Here is a 15,448-nt window from a genome sequence, read left to right on the forward strand (position 1 = left end):
TAAATGGGAAATGATTACCAATACCTTGATTCGGTTCCATATAAATCCAATACGCGTTTGGTATCGTTTTTCTTTTTCGCTCTTAGGTAACTTACCGATATGTTCTTCTTCGTATAGTAGCGAATAAGACTATGGTATTCTTTCACTTCTTTATAGACTTGGTCAATAATATCCATTCGCTCTTTATCATTCATAGAAAGCGAAGTGGCATTGATGATTTTTTTTAAATCACCGAGTAAGCCTGAACTTTCTTCCAACAGTTTGGAATAACCAAAAGCAATGGCTTCTAATTCTTCGGGGCTAAAATTGGGGTCTTGGGTCATCTTCTTGAAGTTGGTTACATAGATTTCGGAAATATCCCCCACCATTAAGACGGTTTCTCTAACCTTTCGTGCGTCTTTCACAATGGCTTTTACTTGCTTTAAGGCATCGTAGTATTTTTTTCCCTGTTTGTAGATTTTCTCCACTTCTCTAAAGTTATTGAGTGTATTGGCAGCAGTGGAAGAAGTTTGTACGATTTCTTGAGCTGTGTTCACAATACTTTGAGCTAAGTTCCCAGGGTCGCTTACTACCCATTGGGCATTTACCGATACACTGGTGCCGATTCCTAAAACGGCTAATGTGCTAATAATAAATCGTTTCATTTATTTTTAAATTTAAAAGTTATTAAATGGGTAAAGTATTAGAATCCTAAAGACTTTCTCTTCTCTCCTGTGCTTTTTGGCGAATGGCTAATTCCAAGTTGCCATCGAGTTTTTTAGCCAATTGCATTACTTCGTATTTCTCAGATTCTTCGGTGGTATAAGCTAAATATTCTTCGGTGCTTACCTCAGTAGCATAGACTGCCGAATGGGCACCGCCTAAGCCTATCCACACCTCTTTGTACAATCGGTTAGGAGCATTGTTTTGATTGATAGAAAGAATTTGAGATTTTTCTTTTTCGGTAAGTCCAAGCATTCTTTGAATATCCTCAAACTTGTTCATATATTTCCTTTGGTCGAGCAATATTTTACAATCGGAGTTATTGATAATGGACTCTTTTACTATTGGAGAGTGAATAATATCGTCCACCTCTTGGGTTACAATTACGGCTTCACCAAAGTATTTACGAACGGTTTTAAATAGATACTTAATATACTCTGCCATTCCCTCTTTGGCGATGGCTTTCCAAGCCTCTTCAATCAATATCATTTTGCGAATCCCTTGGAGTCTTCGCATCTTATTGATAAAGACTTCCATAATGATAATGGTAACGACAGGAAACAATATCGGGTGGTCTTTAATGGCATCAATTTCAAAAACGATAAACCGCTTGTTGAGCAAATCCATTTCTTTGTCCGAATTTAAAAGATAGTCGTACTCGCCACCTTTGTAATACGGTTCTAAAACATTCAAAAAGTTCATCAAGTCAAAATCCTTTTCCCGAACATTCTTTTTTTCTAAGACCCAGTCGATAATCTTTTTTTACAAACTCATAAAAACCATTGAAGCAAGGTTGATGCTCTGGGTCATCTTTGATGTATTGGATATAGAGATTAACCGCATTAGATAGTGCTACTTCTTCTGAACGCCTTGCGGGTTCGTCTTCGCGTTTCCAAAGGGTCATAATGAGGGTTTTGATACTTTCCCTTTTTTCTATATCGAATACATTATCGTCCGTATAAAAAGGATTAAAAGCAATCGGGTTGTCTTCGGTATATGTAAAATACACGCCGTCTGTACCTTTGGTTTTAGCGTTAATCAGTTCACAAATACCTTGATAAGAATTTCCTGTATCTACCATCAATACGTGTGTGCCTTGCTCGTAATACTGGCGTACCATATGATTGGTAAAAAATGACTTCCCACTTCCTGACGGACCGAGAACGAATTTGTTTCGGTTGGTGATAATGCCCTTTTTCATCGGTAAATCCGAGATGTCCAGATGAATAGGTTTGCCTGTCAGTCTATCCGACATTTTTATTCCGAAAGGACTGGGCGAACTATGATAATTGGTTTCTTGCGTGAAGAAACATAAGGCAGGTTCTATAAAAGTGTAAAAACTTTCTTCACTCGGAAAATCCGCAGCATTTCCAGGAATACCCGCCCAATACAAAGTGGCAACATCAACTGTATTATGATGGGGTTTACATTCCATAGAAGCTAAAGCACTTCCGCAGTCATTTTTTATATTACGGAGTTCTTGCGGATTATCTGACCACGCCATAACATTAAAATGAGCCCGAATAGAAGCCTGCTTAAAAGAATGGGCTTGATTGAGATAACGGTCAATCCATTGTTTGTTAATTTGGTTTGCACGGCTGTACCGAGCGAGTGAGTGCATATTACGAGCAGACTTTTCAAATTGTTTCAAATTCTTTTCAGAGTTATCAATAAAAAGGTATTGATTATAAATATGGTTGCAACTCAATAATAAACCCACTGGACTTGCAAAGGATAGTCGGCAGTCGCTTCTATCAGTCGATAAGCCTTCGTAGCGACTATCGGGGGATACTTTGGCAGGTAAATCTTCTGTATTAGACAAGGTGTGTAAACATAGGCGTTGGTTGCCAATACGCATTTCTTCTGGCGATAGACAAATGTCTTGTAAACTTTGATGGGTGTCTGGAGTCAAACTAAAATAGCGTTCCCATAAGCCTTTGGAATTTTTATCGCCGATATAGTCTTTTTCGGTCAATCGAGTGAGTTTTAGAAATCCACTATCATTCAAGATGCGTTCAAATTGTGCAACGGCTTCTAAAAAGCGAGTGAAATGTTCCTTTTGAGTTACTTGTTTTGGAAGAAAATGCCCTTTGCAAAGAGAGGAAAAGTTACTTTGGGTTTGCATTCTCTTTTCAGTAGTTTGTGTTATGAACAGATAGCAACGATGATTTAGAAAAGGGCGTTCATTAAAATGTCTTTCGTATGAACGCGTTAAAAAACTTAGATTTTCTTTTTGAATATTAGGTTCGTAGTTTTCCTTAGTGAACCAATCTTGTTTATGTACAATACAAAAGTCGGGTAAGACTTTGACGGCTTTGTGCCACATCGAATGTAGATGATCGTAATCATTAGAAGATAAAGTAAATAATTCGGGGAGAGCAATCTCAAAACCGATACTAACATCGGCTTCTTTGGATAGCACACAAGCATCTTCAATGGCTAACAAAGGAAATTTATGCTCCAATGTTGCCGTTTTGGATATATTTCTCATATACTTTTGGATTTATGTTGTGAATTGTGTAGAAATTGCTGAATCGTTTTACGGTGGATAAGGTATTTCGGATGTCTTCTATTAGCAGCGATTTTCATCAAGCCGTGTTCGCCATATTTTCGGTTCAGCGAAAAAGTCTGCCAGATGACTAACCCCGCCAATAGGACACCGAGACCAATGGTGATGTAAGGACTTACGCCCACGATATAGAGTATCATCGTAAGTAGCAGGACACCCAATAAACCACCTGCGAAAATAAACAGGTATTGAGCTTTGAGTCCTTTGAACTCTACCGTTCTGCCGATGCCTTTATTGATGGCAAAACTCTTTTTCTTTCTTTCCATAGGACTATCGTTTATAAAAAGAAAGACCTTAGAATGGTAGCCGCTACAATCAAGAAGATACAAGCCCCAAACCACGAAGCGGCGGTTTTACTTGTATCAGGATCTCCATTGGAAAATTTATTGTACACTTTTACGCCGCCTATCAATCCTACGACTGCACCAATGGCGTAAATGAGTTTAGTAGCGGGGTCAAAGTAAGAGGTAATCATTTGTGTGGCTTCGTTGATACCACCCACGCCGTTACCTTGGGCAAATAGGACAGTTGATGCGAGGGTACAGCTCCCTAATAAGACTGTTTTAAATACATTTTGTTTTGCCATTTTTTATTGTTTTATGAATTTTTGGCAAATGTATAAGCCCTCTCTCAACGGGTTATATTCTTGGCTTGTTTTGGAATTTGGTGGCGGGGAATGGCAGTATTTAATGAATTTTTGTCACTATGAAAGGAAAAATATGATTAATTAATGTAAAGCTGGATGTCAATGTGGCGTAAATTAATACTAGGCACTATCATTGAGTACTTTAAATCAATATAATATTAACTAAATAAAATGATGAATAAAGAAGAATATCTGCAAAAAGTACTAAAAACACATAAAATGTCTCATGTAAATGAGCTATTGAAAAAATACATGAAAAAAAGACAGGAGATAAAGGAATGTCTTGAGCAAGAATATGGTAAAAGTATATATAACCCTATGAACTCAGGTTCTTATGCCAAACATACAGCTATAAATATTAAGTTTGATTTGGATATAGTTATTCCGTTCAAAAGAAATTCGTTTGCGACATTAGAGGAAATGTTTGAAAATATATATAATTTCCTTAGTGAAACATACTCTGATGTAGCTACTGTTAGAAAACAAAAGGTTTCTATAGGGATTATATTTGATGAAGACAAAGATGGTGATGTTATAAATATAGATGTTGTTCCGGGTAGAGAGTTTAATGATAATCAATATATTGAAGACAAAAAACTCAATTTATATGTAAATTCAGAATATGGACAGATACAAAAGAGTAAATATATTCAAACCAATATTCAAGCTCAAATTGACCATATAAAGGGAAAAAATAATGAAAGGAGTATCATACGCTTATTAAAAATTTGGAAAAATAGTAATAATGAGCCGTACAAATCGTTTTTCCTAGAGTTAATAACAATCAGAGCTTTTAACAAAAAAAATATTACGGGGAATTTATGGGAAAAATTGAGGTCTGTGATAGAATACATCAGAGATAATGTGGCTAATGATGGCTTTACCCTAAAAGACCCAGGGAATAGTAGTAATAATGTTGCTGATACCTTAAAATCTTGGGAAAAAGAAGCTTTAAAAAACAAAATGGAGTTAATGATATCTAATATTGAAAATAACACGGAAGCTATAAAGGTATATTTTCCTATAAATGAAAATTTTGAGGAAGAAGATAAGTATGGTTTAAAAGACTTTAAAATAGCGCCCTCAATACCCAGTAAAAGTCAACAGTTCGGATAAATAATGGGTTTTCATAATATAGAGGATATAAATCGTGTTATTACTAAAATTCATTTTGTGAAAATAATAGATGAGTTTAGTAAAGATGGGGATATTATAAGAGGAAAAGTTTTACTACAACATATAGAAGGTTTAAATAACAATTTAGAGTTTGAAGTCGTAATATATCCTCAATATCCCTTTAAACATAATGAGTCAGAAACAATAAAATTTGTTAATAAAGATTTGGTTCATTATAATCATGTAATGAAAAATGGCGAAATATGTATTCATACATTACATAGCTCTAAATTAAAACAAAAATTGATTGCTGACTTTGAATCGTTACGGGCATGGGTGGAGAAATATTATATAAACAAAGAAAATGATAGTCATTATGAACATATTGTAATAGAGGAACAACCTTTTGAAGGAGTCTATTATTCATATCAGTTTACTGATGTAGAATATTTTTTCACTAAAGGAGAATTCGGGGTGATTAACTTAATCCCTTTTAGCACAGGAATTTATAAAGGGAAAGGCATTTTAAATTCTTTAGTAAAATCTTTTCTACCCTATACAAAAGGAATAAGTATAGATAGTAAGTGGAATAATTTCTATATGAATTTAGAAGCCAAACATTATGGGCTTTTTTTATTCTTAGGAGATGTCCCCGCTCTATATAACCGATTTGCTTTTTCTAATTGGTTAGAGTTTAAAAATTGTATTCCGAAGGAGTTTCTTGATCTTCTAAATAAGCACAGATTAAAAAGTAAGAAGAATAAATCAACTCTTTTACCTATATTCTTTGGATATAATATCCCTAACGGTAAAATTCACTGGATTTCAGCAATAGTTAAACTTAATGATATGCCTATAAAAGCTGTTCCTGTAAAAAATGATAAAGGTATAAAGATTAAGGGAAAATGGGAAGGTCAACTACTTAATAAAAAAATAACTTGGGCAATAACAATTATAGGGGTTGGAGCGATAGGTAGCATTGTAGCTAAGACACTTGTAAAGTGTGGTGCTAAAAATATAGATTTGGTAGACTATGATTTGAAAGAACCTGAAAATATATGTAGATCAGAATATGAATTTATAAATGGGTTCTGTGATAAAACAGATGAATTAGTTAAAATCCTAAATGAAACCTCACCTTTTGTGAAAGTTAAATATGCCAATGAGGAATATTTCTCATATATCAAAGCGTTATATAAACTAAGAAAAGTAAAAAGCAATTATGAAAACTTCCTAAATAATTATGATATTGTATTTAACTGTTCTGCTGATAGTGATTTAATGTATGTTCTGGATGATTTAGAACTTAATACTGATTTAATAAACCTCTCTATAACAAACCATGCGAAAGATTTAGTATGTGCATTTTATCCTAATATTTATAGATTTGTTCAAACTCAATTTATATCTATTTTGGATAATGATGTAGATGATTTATATAATCCAACAGGTTGTTGGAGTCCTACCTTTAAGGCTTCTTATAATGACATTAATTTACTTGTTCAATATGCTTTGAAACAAATAAATTTTATTTATCAAGAGAACAAACCTAAGAATAATTTCACCCTTTCAACGACATTTGAAAATAATTTAGAAATAAAACTAACACGGTATTGATACTTATCAATAAACATAAGAATTTATATATAGAATTTTCAGAAGAATTATTATTGAAAATTCAGAATCATGTTGTAAAACATTATCCAAAAGAATTTGGTGGGCTTTTGATTGGTAAATACTCAGATGATTTAAAATCACTTATCTTAACCGATATACTCATCCCTGAAGAATATACAAATCATCGAACGCTATTTACAAGAGGTACAAAAGGAATTCAGCAGAAGTTGATTAAGATGTTTAAACTTACAGAAAAGCTATATTATGTGGGAGAATGGCATTCTCATCCAAATGTATCTTCTCAATATAGTAGAACTGATTTAAATGCAATGAAGGAAATAGCAAAAAGTGAGTCTATCCGCATAAACAATCCTGTGTTGCTCATAGTAAGTATAGATAATGAAAAAATCTTAGATTATACTTTTTACTTATATGATAATGAAAAACTTATAGAATATGAATAAAATTAATTTAAAAGAATTGTTCGAGAATATGCAGCACCAAATGTCTACACAACTCAATACCAATAGAAATAATATAACTCATCCAGGCTCTAAAGGGGACTCTTTAGAAAATGCTTGGATTGAATGGTTAAGAAAATATTTGCCTAGCAGATATAGTGTGGATAAAGCTATTATTATAGATTATGAAGGTAATACAAGTCAACAGATTGACATTGTAATCTATGATAATTGGTTCACACCATTTATATTTACTCAAAATGGATTCCATTATATCCCAGCAGAAGGTGTATATGCGGTATTTGAGGTTAAACCCGATTTAGAAGGAAATGTAGGGCAGAAAACTTATATTGAATATGCTGGTGAAAAAATAGAAAGTGTGAGAAAATTAAAACGAACTTCGGTGGACATGATAAACTCAGGTAAGACTATGGACGCAAGACCCCTTACAAAAATTGTAGGGGGCATACTAGCGAGTGAATGTTCTATAAAAAGATTTTCTACAATTGAAAAGCATATGAAGAAAAATATAGGACTAAAGAGTATTGATTTTGGTTGTGCTGTAAACTATGGTAGTTTTTATATTGATTATGAAGGAACAGAGAACACAGAAATAGAAAACTTTGAAAAAAGAATAAATGAATACTATTTAAAAAGAGAATTTAGAGAAATGGAGTTTAGCAGAAAAGAGAATTCTCTAGTATTTTTTTTCATGCAACTAACTAGATATTTACAACAAGCAATTGGAACTGTCCCCGCAATTGATATGAATAAGTATCTAAGTAATATTAATGAAAAAATAGATGAGGAAATTTAAAAAGAAAAATATATAAAATTCAAAAAACATGATAGATAAAGATATCATTAATGTAATTTCAGCTATTATTATACCACTATTAGTAGCTATTATAAGTAGCCCTATAATTTCTAATTTCTTTGCAAGAAAAAGTAAAATTCAAATTAAAGATGTAGATGTAATGAGTAAATATGCGTCTAAAGATTTTAGAGAAAAAATCATCGCTCAAATTGCTGAAGAATCTACATTTGAACACCTTACAGGTATATCTACTAATCAACAATCAATTAGTAGCTATTACGAATTAAAAAATAAATTAGGAAACAATTTTACATGGAAACAAATTAAAAATGCTAAACCCTATTTAAGATTTGATAATGATAATAATATTTTTGTTAATCTACCTAAGGCATTAATTCTATTAAAAAATATATCCCTTGGTATAGCTTTTATAATTCTATTTGCTTCTATTATAATGCTTTTATATGTCTCAAATTTAGAAATAAAATTAAGTGATAAGTTAATTATTTCATTTATTGTCTATTACATCTATTTTATGCTTTGTATATACTTTATTCTTCATTCATTAGTTCCCGTAATTGACGCACATATGATAAAAAAAAGAATGAATAATTTAGACAAATAGATATGATACTCACACAAAATCCCCAATATCAAAGTCCTCTTTACCTTTTGTAGGAGGACTTTTTAAATCCCTATCTAATAGCTCAGAAACTCGTTGTCTAGCTTGTGGTAATACTTTTTCAATTTCGTTTAGTAATTCGGTATCACTGAGTTTTTTGGCAATTGAGGTAGCTTGTTGTTCTTCCTCTTTATCCAATTCTTTCTTTGTGAACAAAGGCTCTACCTGTGCTAATTCCTCAAAAGATAGTCCCATAGCAAAATCATCGTCCTCTTCGGGAGTACGCATCGCTCGGAGGTCCTCTTCCTCGTCTTCATTGAGTTCTTTACTGAATATCGCTTCTAAATCCTCATCAGGAATTTGTGCAGGAATAGAGGTTTTTTTGAGCTCTGGTTGTGCCTTTATTGGTTTTTGGTTTGAGGGTAATGCCTCCTTAGTTTCTCGTACTGATTCATCAACTTTGGGAGCAACAAATTTACTCTTACCTATTACTGTATAAGGTTCTTTTTCTTTGGACTTTAGGGGATTGCTACTTTGGGGAGTAGAATTTTTACTTTTGGGTTTTAAAAAATTTCTTTCCCATAATAGAAAGAATATGATGATAAACAACAGGATAATAATCATCTTTTCCATAACTTAAAATATTGGTTTGTATTTATCTTTAAACGCTTTTTTAATTTCTTTTTCATAGCGATTAAAACGGTCTTCTAACAGGTTATCGAGATAGTTATAAATGGATATTTTGTCCTCTCCAATTATCTGTACAATTTGTACAATCCTACGATGAAATTCAGGACGGATATATACTGACTTTCCATTTCTTGCTGAAGTTTCTCCAGAACTGAAAAATAAACTTTCATAGGTTTCTATATCAGTCTTCTTAACCTTTGTTGATTTTTGTTCGGGTTCGGGTATATTTTCAGGTTCAGATTCTTGGGGAGCTTTATCTAAAACAATATCTTCAGTGATTGGCTCCGATGTTCTAACCGAATCTTTAACAACTGACGCCTCCTCTTTTTTTCCTGCCATTAGTTCCATTAACTCGCTTTCGTTGATGGGGTTTCTTTTCTTTCTCATACTTCTATTATTTTTACAAATTCCTTAATAAAGTCGTCCAAATGACAACCACTCATTAGTCGTTCGTCTGCGGGCATCAAAGTAGAACGAAATACATACTTTTGATTACCGCTTCCATCTTTGCGGAAGCGTTTACTATCTGATATATAGCTCTCCATCATCGTCAGTTGGAGTTCTGCGATGACATTTTCGTAAATTCTATACAATGGCGATTTTTCTCGCCCATCGACTTGGTTCCAAAACAGATGGACTGACTTTATTTCGCTATCCATATTTTTAGCAATGATGTTGGAAAGCACCTCTGTAAAACTGAGGGTGCTTTCAATGACCACCCTATCGGCAGTGATGGGTGCGAAAATATGGTTGATATGGGATAGAACGGTCAAAATCCCTGCGGTATTAACCGTTCCTGGCATATCAAATAGCACTACATCAATATCATAAGGCGTTTCTTTGATAAATTCTTCTGCCTTTTGAATCGCCTCATTGGATTTACAAGTGATAATCGGATAGGCTTTTTTGTTAATCTTACTGAATTGCTCGTGGGCTTTCTGTTTGAAATGTTCATTCTGCATCACGATTTTCAAATCCTGTTCCCGTAGATTACTGATACTATACTGTGGATAATCACAATCGAATACTACCACATTATAGCCCATTCGGTAATGAAGCAAACTGGCGACTAAAATCGTAAAACTAGTTTTTCCTACACCGCCTTTTTGGGTGGCAAAGCTGACAAATTTGGGTTCTTTTTTCATACTCATTTTTAATGGATATTTAATTTATGTACTTACTTATCTATATATTTATATGCAGACATATCTATCTATACATATACATATTTACTTACTCATATACATCTGTATTTAGGTACATTCGTACTTATGTAATTGAATACATAAGTACTTATACATTTACCTACATCTATGCATCCATATCTACATAGTTGAATACATACCGATTTATAGATATACATACTCACTTATGTACTTATTTACGCATATACTTACCTGCGTAAGTAGGTAGCTATGTAGGTATGCACATACATTTGTACGCACAAAGGAACATCAAATAGGAATATGGCTGAAATAGGCGGTATTTATTGGCATTTTGTGGCTCTTTATGGCACTTAAAAAATCATTGTCAGTCTATTGTTTATCCGTTGTTTTGTTATGAAAACAGAATAATGAGTAGCCTCAAAAAAAGACAGGAGTTTTTTATCAAAAATAAAAGCTATTCACAACACGAACGGTAGTGAGTGTTTTCTGTTCACCCGAACAGAGCAAGTTGTGTTTTGAGATGCTCAAAACCTTCTGAGCATCTCAAAACCAACTTGTCCTTGCAGGAGGCTAAAATCTCTCCGAAGTCGGGATTTTTTGATATTATAAATGGATTGTATATGGATAAAAAACATAAAGGAGGGCGTAAACCCAAAATAGATAAAGCTATTCATAGATACACTATTAGCTTTAATTCAGAAGAACACGAGAAATTTCTATCTCTATTTGAACAATCAGGTATGGCATACAAAGCTCGTTTTATCATTTCTGTCCTATTCAATAAAGAAATTAAAACGGTAAAAATTGATAAAACAGCCATTGATTTTTATATCAAACTCACCGAATTAAACGCTCAATTTAGAAAAATAGCCGTCAATTATAATCAAATAGTCAAAATACTTTACCGTCATTTTTCAGAAAAAAGGCAGGGGCATACCTTTTTAAACTCGAAGAACAGACCAAAAAGTTAGTGGCTTTAAGTGAAGAAATCAAACAGGTTACACAAAATTTTGAGCAAAAACACTTAAAAAACTAAGTGATATGGTGGCGAAAATTGGACGAGGGAGTAATCTCTTAGGAGTGCTTTTGTACAATTATGAAAAAGTGGAAGATGATAATGGCAATATTCTACACACACATCGTATGATACATCCTTTGGATGGACAATGGGATACTTCTGTTTTGGCTCGTTCGTTTGAACCGTATTTGATAGTCAACCAAAGAACCGAAAAACCAATCCTGCATATTTCTATCAATCCCGACCCCAAAGATGAAGTTTCAGACAATGATTTCAAAGAAATCGCTACCGAATATATGCAAGAAATGGGATATGGCAATCAGCCTTTTGTGGTATTTAAACATACAGATATTGAAAGAACGCATATTCATATTGTTTCTGTTTGCGTAGATGAACAGGGCAAAAAAATCAATGATGCTTTTGAAAAACGAAAATCAATGCGAGTGTGTCGTGCATTAGAAGAAAAGTTTGGGTTGCAATCCGCCTTAGATAAAAAGGAAGGAGAAGACAAAGTCTTATTTCAACCTGTGGATTATCGCAAGGCAGACCTCAAAAGTCAGTTGGCTTCTATTGTTCGTTATATCCCTCAGTATTATCAATTTCAAAGTCTGGGAGAATATACCGCCTTACTTAAACTGTTGAATATTGGTACCGAAAAAGTAGAAGGCGAATTACACGGAGAACATCGGAGAGGATTGGTGTATTTTGCTTTGGATGAAAACGGAGAAAAGGCGAGCAATCCCTTTAAATCCTCATTATTTGGCAAAAAGGCGGGACTTCCATCACTGGAAAAGCAAATGGAACAACATAAGCCTCAATTAAACAAACAGGATAAATCAACGCTTAAACAACATATTAAAAATGCTTTAAAAACCACCCAAAGCAAGGCAGAATTTATGAAGACTTTGGTATCGCATAAAATATCGGTGGTTTTCCGTGAGAACGACCAAGGTAGATTATATGGTGTAACCTTTATCGACCACAATACCCGTTTTGTTTGGAATGGTTCACGATTGGGCAAGGACTTTTCCGCTAATTTCTTTCATAAACATTTTACCCAAGAACAAGAACAGACCACACCAGAAAACTATTCGCAACAATTCAATCCAAAGGGCACAGATACAGAGGTAAATTCAAATGATAACGATTATCAAGAAACCACCTATTACGAGTATGAATACGATTACCCAACGATTAAGGCCTTATTTAGTCTTTTGCCCGAAGATCAAGGCGTTGATTACGAAGAAGAAGCCTTTATCAATCGAATGAGGCGTAAGAAAAAGAAAATTAAAAAACGAAAGAAATAGTAGTAAGAATTAACCATCAAAAATATTAGTTATGCAAAACGAAGACGATTTAAGAGGACTGGCAAAGATAATGCAGTTTATGCGTGCCGTTAGTGTGATTGTAGTGCTGATGCACCTCTATTGGTATTGTTATGGCTTTTTTGAACAACAGGGCTGGACATTGGGTATTGTTGATAAAATATTGCAAAACTTTCAAAAACATCCAGGCTTATTTAATCATCAACTGTATACGAAAATATTTTCGGTTGTATTATTAGCATTGAGTTGTTTGGGTACCAAAGGTGTAAAAGATGAAAAAATCACTTGGCGACAAATTCATACCGCTTTGGCGTGTGGTATTTTGCTATTCTTTGGTAATTTTTGGATTTTGAATTTGCACCTGTCTTTTGGCGTTCGAGCCATACTCTATATATTGACTACTTCCGCCGGATTTATATCGCTACTTATGGCTGGAGCTTGGATGAGCCGATTATTGAAAAGTAATCTTATGGAAGATGTTTTCAATATCGAAAACGAATCTTTTATGCAAGAAACACAACTTATGGAAAATGAGTTTTCTGTTAATTTACCTACTTTGTTTTATTACAACCAACAATGGAACGAGGGTTGGATCAATGTAATCAACCCTTTTCGTGCAACTATTGTTTTGGGTACGCCTGGTTCGGGTAAATCGTATGCCATTGTAAACAATTATATCAAGCAACAAATTGAAAAAGGTTTTTCAATGTATATCTACGATTTTAAATTTGATGACCTTTCTACCATTGCCTATAACCATTTGTTAAAACACTTAGATAAATACGAAATTAAGCCTCAATTTTATGTCATAAACTTCGATGACCCACGTAAGAGCCACCGTTGTAACCCAATCAATCCTCAATTTATGACGGATATATCCGATGCGTACGAGAGTGCTTATACAATTATGCTCAACCTAAACCGAACTTGGATACAGAAGCAAGGGGATTTCTTTGTGGAATCGCCCATCATTTTGTTAGCCGCTATCATTTGGTTTTTGAAAATCTATGAGAATGGTAAGTATTGTACTTTCCCACACGCCATTGAATTACTAAATAAGCCCTATGCGGACATCTTTACGATTTTAACTTCCTATACCGAATTAGAAAACTATTTATCGCCCTTTATGGACGCTTGGCAAGGCGGAGCCCAAGACCAATTACAAGGACAGATAGCGAGTGCAAAAATCCCTTTATCAAGAATGATTTCACCACAGTTGTATTGGGTGATGACGGGCGATGACTTTTCTTTGGATATTAACAACCCCAAAGAGCCTAAAATTCTTTGTGTAGGGAATAATCCCGATAGGCAAAATATTTATTCGGCAGCCTTGGGGCTTTATAACTCTCGTATTGTAAAACTCATCAACAAAAAAGGACAGTTAAAGTCGTCTGTGATTATTGATGAGCTCCCAACGATTTATTTTCGTGGACTGGATAATTTGATTGCCACAGCAAGGAGTAACAAAGTGGCGGTGTGTTTAGGTTTTCAAGATTTTTCACAACTAACAAGGGATTATGGCGATAAAGAAAGTAAGGTAATTCAAAATACAGTGGGCAATATTTTCAGTGGGCAGGTTGTGGGTGAAACAGCGAAAACCTTGTCCGAGCGTTTCGGTAAAGTCTTACAAAAACGCCAAAGTATGACCATTAACCGAAGTGATAAATCGACTTCGATTAGTACACAAATGGATAGTTTGATACCACCGAGTAAAATATCGAACCTTACACAAGGAATGTTTGTGGGTTCAGTATCGGATAACTTCGACCAGCGTATCGACCAAAAGATATTCCACGCTCAAATTGTGGTAGATAATGAAAAGGTCGCCAAAGAAACTAAAGCCTACAAAAAAATACCTAACATTTTATCCTTTAGTGATGAAGAAATGAAACGACAAGTAGAGGCGAATTACAAGCAAATCAAAGCCGATATTGTAACCCTTGTAGAAAGTGAAATGGAGAGAATTGCTAATGACCCGGATTTACAACATTTGGTTGAGAATGAGCAATAAACAAATGAATTTTTGTATGATTTAATATTATCTTACTACTATTTTTATTTAAACCATTTTTAAATTTATGCCTTACCTAAATTTTCTTTAAAAAAATCATAAAAAATATTTTTTCATTCAAATTTATTTTATTTCCTTTGTTGGAGAATAAATGTGAAAAAGAAGATGTACAAATTGGGTTATTTGTTATTTATTATGATTTTAGGAGGTGTTAATGTTTACGCCCAGCAATATCAAATTAAAGGAAAGGTAATTGGAAACTCATCAAATAAACCGATTGAGTTTGTAAATGCAGTATTGATGAAGAAAGATAGTGTTTATAGTGGCGCTGTAACGGATAGTTTAGGGGTATTTATAATAACAGCTCCAAAAGGAGACTACACGCTAAAATTGGAGCAATTTAGTCAAGTTTTCTTAAGTAAAGACATATCACTTTATAAAGATTTAGATTTAGGAATATTACCGATAGAGCAATTTATAACTTTGTCGGAAATTGTGATTGAGGCGTCATCAAAAAAGCAGTATTCAGATAGGGCAATTTATTCTTTTGATAAAGAAACCTTAGAAAAAGCCCGTTATGCAAAAGATTTATTGGTTTCATTGCCTGAATTACAGTTAGATCCCATATCTCAAGCAGTAAATAGCACTAGAGGGGGGGGGGGGAGTTTTATTTCTTGTTAATGGAATA

General features: G+C 33.8%; 14 protein-coding genes and 2 pseudogenes. 9 read left to right on the forward strand and 7 right to left on the reverse strand.

Going from position 1 to position 15,448, the window contains the following annotated elements; genetic code table 11:
* Nucleotides 1–14: 14 nt before the first annotated feature.
* The 4 genes and pseudogenes from VIX88_RS06195 to VIX88_RS06210 form a co-directional block, all read right to left on the reverse strand.
* A complete protein-coding gene (locus tag VIX88_RS06195; RefSeq protein ID WP_064969513.1) occupies nt 15–644 on the reverse strand; it encodes a DUF4141 domain-containing protein in 630 nt (209 codons plus the stop codon).
* 46 nt (nt 645–690) lie between these two features.
* Nucleotides 691–3,193, reverse strand: a pseudogene (locus VIX88_RS06200) (TraG family conjugative transposon ATPase).
* Nucleotides 3,190–3,537 carry a DUF4133 domain-containing protein gene (locus tag VIX88_RS06205; protein WP_064969514.1) on the reverse strand — a complete coding sequence of 116 codons (348 nt, stop codon included), beginning with the start codon at nt 3,535–3,537 and terminating at the stop codon, nt 3,190–3,192. The pseudogene VIX88_RS06200 and the gene VIX88_RS06205 overlap by 4 nt, the downstream one beginning before the upstream one ends.
* Before the next feature lie 11 nt (nt 3,538–3,548).
* On the reverse strand, nt 3,549–3,857 hold the full coding sequence (locus VIX88_RS06210; RefSeq protein WP_064969515.1) for a DUF4134 domain-containing protein: 309 nt from the start codon (nt 3,855–3,857) through the stop codon (nt 3,549–3,551).
* A 231-nt stretch (nt 3,858–4,088) separates the two neighbouring features.
* On the opposite strand from VIX88_RS06210, the gene VIX88_RS06215 reads away from it, so the two are divergent.
* From VIX88_RS06215 to VIX88_RS06235, 5 genes are read left to right on the forward strand one after another with little or no spacing between them, the layout of a single operon-like run.
* Nucleotides 4,089–5,033, forward strand: coding sequence for an SMODS domain-containing nucleotidyltransferase (locus tag VIX88_RS06215; protein ID WP_237190442.1), 945 nt, complete (start codon nt 4,089–4,091; stop codon nt 5,031–5,033).
* A 57-nt stretch (nt 5,034–5,090) separates the two neighbouring features.
* Nucleotides 5,091–6,650, forward strand: coding sequence for a ThiF family adenylyltransferase (locus VIX88_RS06220; protein ID WP_164857928.1), 1,560 nt, complete (start codon nt 5,091–5,093; stop codon nt 6,648–6,650).
* The gene (locus VIX88_RS06225; protein WP_127919867.1) at nt 6,647–7,114 is read left to right on the forward strand and encodes a Mov34/MPN/PAD-1 family protein; all 468 of its coding nucleotides are present in this window, start codon (nt 6,647–6,649) and stop codon (nt 7,112–7,114) included. The genes VIX88_RS06220 and VIX88_RS06225 overlap by 4 nt, the downstream gene beginning before the upstream one ends.
* Nucleotides 7,107–7,928, forward strand: a complete 822-nt coding sequence (locus tag VIX88_RS06230; RefSeq protein WP_064969518.1) for a DUF6602 domain-containing protein — start codon at nt 7,107–7,109, stop codon at nt 7,926–7,928. Before VIX88_RS06225 ends, VIX88_RS06230 begins: the two co-directional genes overlap by 8 nt.
* A gap of 28 nt (nt 7,929–7,956) precedes the next feature.
* Nucleotides 7,957–8,553, forward strand: a complete 597-nt coding sequence (locus VIX88_RS06235) for a hypothetical protein (protein ID WP_064969519.1) — start codon at nt 7,957–7,959, stop codon at nt 8,551–8,553.
* Between the two features lie 9 nt (nt 8,554–8,562).
* Here VIX88_RS06235 and VIX88_RS06240 read toward each other — a convergent pair whose 3' ends face one another.
* The 3 genes from VIX88_RS06240 to VIX88_RS06250 are packed head-to-tail and all read right to left on the reverse strand — an operon-like array spanning nt 8,563 to nt 10,385.
* On the reverse strand, nt 8,563–9,183 hold the full coding sequence (locus tag VIX88_RS06240) for a hypothetical protein (protein WP_064969520.1): 621 nt from the start codon (nt 9,181–9,183) through the stop codon (nt 8,563–8,565).
* A gap of 3 nt (nt 9,184–9,186) precedes the next feature.
* Nucleotides 9,187–9,627, reverse strand: a complete 441-nt coding sequence (locus tag VIX88_RS06245; protein ID WP_064969521.1) for a DUF3408 domain-containing protein — start codon at nt 9,625–9,627, stop codon at nt 9,187–9,189.
* Entirely contained in the window at nt 9,624–10,385 is a 762-nt protein-coding gene (locus VIX88_RS06250) for a ParA family protein (protein WP_154212788.1), read from the reverse strand. The genes VIX88_RS06245 and VIX88_RS06250 overlap by 4 nt, the downstream gene beginning before the upstream one ends.
* Before the next feature lie 641 nt (nt 10,386–11,026).
* On the opposite strand from VIX88_RS06250, the pseudogene mobA reads away from it, so the two are divergent.
* From mobA to VIX88_RS06270, 4 genes and pseudogenes are all read left to right on the forward strand, one after another.
* A pseudogene (gene mobA / locus VIX88_RS06255) lies at nt 11,027–11,442 on the forward strand (conjugal transfer protein MobA).
* A gap of 5 nt (nt 11,443–11,447) precedes the next feature.
* A complete protein-coding gene (mobB, locus tag VIX88_RS06260; protein ID WP_064969523.1) occupies nt 11,448–12,731 on the forward strand; it encodes a conjugal transfer protein MobB in 1,284 nt (427 codons plus the stop codon).
* Nucleotides 12,732–12,762: 31 nt separating this feature from the next.
* Complete coding sequence (gene mobC, locus VIX88_RS06265) at nt 12,763–14,760, forward strand: conjugal transfer protein MobC (protein ID WP_310503693.1); 1,998 nt, start codon at nt 12,763–12,765, stop codon at nt 14,758–14,760.
* A 153-nt stretch (nt 14,761–14,913) separates the two neighbouring features.
* Complete coding sequence (locus tag VIX88_RS06270) at nt 14,914–15,441, forward strand: hypothetical protein (RefSeq protein WP_324711522.1); 528 nt, start codon at nt 14,914–14,916, stop codon at nt 15,439–15,441.
* The last annotated feature ends 7 nt before the right edge of the window (nt 15,442–15,448 follow it).

Source organism: Riemerella anatipestifer (assembly GCF_035666175.1).
Taxonomy (GTDB): Bacteria; Bacteroidota; Bacteroidia; order Flavobacteriales; family Weeksellaceae; genus Riemerella; species Riemerella anatipestifer_D.

What these genes read in the sequence shown, in the direction of transcription:
- VIX88_RS06230 (WP_064969518.1), top strand. Translation starts at nt 7,107, where the DNA reads ATGAATAAAATTAATTTAAAAGAATTGTTCGAGAATATGCAGCACCAA.
- VIX88_RS06250 (WP_154212788.1), bottom strand. Translation starts at nt 10,385, where the DNA reads ATGAAAAAAGAACCCAAATTTGTCAGCTTTGCCACCCAAAAAGGCGGT.
- VIX88_RS06235 (WP_064969519.1), top strand. Translation starts at nt 7,957, where the DNA reads ATGATAGATAAAGATATCATTAATGTAATTTCAGCTATTATTATACCA.
- VIX88_RS06240 (WP_064969520.1), bottom strand. Translation starts at nt 9,183, where the DNA reads ATGGAAAAGATGATTATTATCCTGTTGTTTATCATCATATTCTTTCTA.
- mobC (WP_310503693.1), top strand. Translation starts at nt 12,763, where the DNA reads ATGCAAAACGAAGACGATTTAAGAGGACTGGCAAAGATAATGCAGTTT.
- VIX88_RS06205 (WP_064969514.1), bottom strand. Translation starts at nt 3,537, where the DNA reads ATGGAAAGAAAGAAAAAGAGTTTTGCCATCAATAAAGGCATCGGCAGA.
- VIX88_RS06215 (WP_237190442.1), top strand. Translation starts at nt 4,089, where the DNA reads ATGATGAATAAAGAAGAATATCTGCAAAAAGTACTAAAAACACATAAA.
- VIX88_RS06195 (WP_064969513.1), bottom strand. Translation starts at nt 644, where the DNA reads ATGAAACGATTTATTATTAGCACATTAGCCGTTTTAGGAATCGGCACC.
- VIX88_RS06210 (WP_064969515.1), bottom strand. Translation starts at nt 3,857, where the DNA reads ATGGCAAAACAAAATGTATTTAAAACAGTCTTATTAGGGAGCTGTACC.
- mobB (WP_064969523.1), top strand. Translation starts at nt 11,448, where the DNA reads ATGGTGGCGAAAATTGGACGAGGGAGTAATCTCTTAGGAGTGCTTTTG.
- VIX88_RS06245 (WP_064969521.1), bottom strand. Translation starts at nt 9,627, where the DNA reads ATGAGAAAGAAAAGAAACCCCATCAACGAAAGCGAGTTAATGGAACTA.